The sequence below is a fragment of the Pseudochrobactrum sp. AO18b genome (assembly GCF_000409565.1).
Classification (GTDB): Bacteria; Pseudomonadota; Alphaproteobacteria; order Rhizobiales; family Rhizobiaceae; genus Pseudochrobactrum; species Pseudochrobactrum saccharolyticum.
Genome location: NZ_ANNO01000148.1, coordinates 1 through 2,559 on the forward strand (window position 1 = coordinate 1; position 2,559 = coordinate 2,559).

Sequence of the window (2,559 nt, forward strand, 5' to 3'; positions counted from 1 at the left end):
GGATCTGTCCTGATCCATCCAATGCTTAACCGCAAAATTGTTGCTCATCTGCTTACTCCTAAGCGGGTATGACGGGGTAACGGGCACAGGGGCGGCAGTCGATGCTGCCGGTGCGACTTCTGTCACAACCGCCGGAGCATAGCTGAGAGGGGCAACGGAGATTATTTCCGCCACCTCTGATTCTGTAACGACATGTTCCGCTTGCGGCTGTGATACGGGTGCAGGAGCGCCAGAAGCAGATTGTTCCGGCCTCTGTATTTCCTGCGGCTGGGATACCGGTTCACGCATGTCAGCGGAAACCGCAAAGCGGTCAGTCGTTGCAATGGAGAAATTGGATCGGGGAATACGCATGGACCTGAAAAACCAAAAATACGCTACTGAGTTCTGTCCACAAAGTAATAAAAAATGAAGGTTAATAAGTTCCTTCCAAATCGCATTTGTGATCGGCCGGAAACGACGAAAATCAGCCGTCTCTCTTGCGTGAAATGTTAAATTTATAAAATATTTTCAAATATATAACGGATGAGTAATGCAGGATTTCGATGCGCAACAATATTTCTGCACCGCCTTCACACGCGTAAACCACAAGCAAAGGCGCAGCAGTCAGGCATTATAAGCCAGCCGGTATAATTTGCAGCTTCTCACAGCAACCGATTATGGGAGAAAATACTCCGTAAAGACCGGTGTTAAGCAGAAAACAGCTCTGTTTTCTGCTTAATCACAATGAATTGCTCAAATTTTCCCTCAAATCCCCGCACATCAAAGCAATAATCCCTCTCGCAATCGCTGAACGGCTGGGCTAAGGAGACGCCAATCGACCGGTTAAGCGACTCTTTTTCAAAAAGCGGTTCATTCCGGCTCATATAAAGATGGTGACAATCATGCTCTCTTATCAGCGTTATGCAGTTCTCACTTGTGTTGCGCTCCTGACCATTGCCTCCTTTATCGGGGCAGTCTTTTACAGCGAATGGCTCCTTATCATCACTGCCGTCTCAAGCTCTCTGCTTGGGCTGGGCGTCTATGATATTTTTCAGTCCAAACACGCAATTCTGCGCAATTACCCGATCATCGGGCATATGCGCTTTATTCTCGAAAGTATCCGTCCGGAACTGCGCCAGTATATTATTGAAGGCGACCGCGATGAAGAACCGTTCAGCCGCGAAATCCGCGGACTGGTTTATCAGCGCGCCAAAGGCGTTGAGGACAAACGCCCGTTCGGTACGATCGAAAATGTCTATAGTTCCGGCTATGCATGGCTGACCCATTCTGCTGTTCCTATGGTGATTAAGGATACGGATTTCCGTGTCCGTATCGGCGGCTCTGCCTGCAAACAGCCTTATGATGCCAGCCTGTATAATATTTCGGCCATGAGCTTCGGCGCGCTTTCTGCCAATGCCATTCTTGCTTTGAACAAAGGCGCGAAAATTGGTGGTTTTGCCCATGATACCGGCGAAGGCAGTATCAGCCGTTACCACCGCGAAGGCGGCGGCGATCTGATCTATCAGGTTGCATCCGGCTATTTTGGCTGCCGTAATGATGACGGCACATTCTCACCGGAGAAATTTGCCGTTCAGGCTGCTGATCCTCAGGTCAAAATGATTGAGCTGAAAATCAGTCAGGGCGCAAAACCCGGTCATGGCGGTATGCTGCCAGCCAAGAAAATCTCACCGGAGATTGCCGAAGCACGCGGTATTCCGATGGGCAAAGATTGCATCTCACCGCCTGCGCATAATACTTTCTCCACACCGATCGGCATGATGAAATTTATCGGCCAGCTGCGTGAACTCTCCGGCGGCAAGCCTGTCGGCTTCAAACTGTGTATCGGTCACCGTCGTGAATTCATGTCGATGGTCAAGGCCATGCTGAAAACCGGTATTTATCCTGATTTCATCGTCGTTGACGGTAAAGAAGGCGGCACCGGTGCGGCTCCGCTGGAATTTGCCAATCGCGTTGGTATGCCGATGCTTGAAGGTCTGACCTTTGTGCATAATACGCTGCGCGGTGCAGGTATCCGCCACGAGATCAAAATCGGTGCGGCCGGTAAAATCGTCTCGGCCTTTGATATTGCCCGTACTTTTGCTCTGGGCGCTGACTGGTGTAATTCGGCACGCGGCTTCATGTTTGCTGTCGGCTGCATTCAGGCACAGTCCTGTCACACCAATACCTGCCCTGTCGGTATTGCCACGCAGGATCCGTTACGTCAGCGTGCGATCGATGTCGGCGATAAGAGCAACCGCGTTGCACGTTTCCACCGCAATACGATGCATGCTCTGGGTGAGCTTGCCGGTGCGGCTGGTCTCAGTGACCCGCGTGACTTCATGCCTTATCATTTCATGTTCCGTCAAAAGGACAATGAATTCCTCGACGGTAATGAAGTCTATCCGTATCTGCCAAACGGCTTTCTGGTCTCCGGCCCTGAGATTGAAGAACTATCCGACTGGTACAGCCGTTGGGATCGCGCTTCTGCTGAAACTTTTGCGCCGCCGGAAATCCCGCATGGACCGTTTATGCGCCGAAAAATCGCTGCCTGATATTAAAAATCCCCCCCAACGGCGGGGG

General features: G+C 51.1%; 2 protein-coding genes. One reads left to right on the plus strand and one right to left on the minus strand.

The window, feature by feature from the left end; all coding sequences use genetic code 11:
* Positions 1-351 (minus strand): hypothetical protein (locus A918_RS22190; protein ID WP_033315924.1); only part of this gene is annotated, 351 nt, incomplete at its 3' end.
* Between the two features lie 530 nt (positions 352-881).
* On the opposite strand from A918_RS22190, the gene A918_RS0106290 reads away from it, so the two are divergent.
* Positions 882-2,531, plus strand: coding sequence for an FMN-binding glutamate synthase family protein (locus tag A918_RS0106290; protein WP_116087131.1), 1,650 nt, complete (start codon positions 882-884; stop codon positions 2,529-2,531).
* Positions 2,532-2,559: the final 28 nt, after the last annotated feature.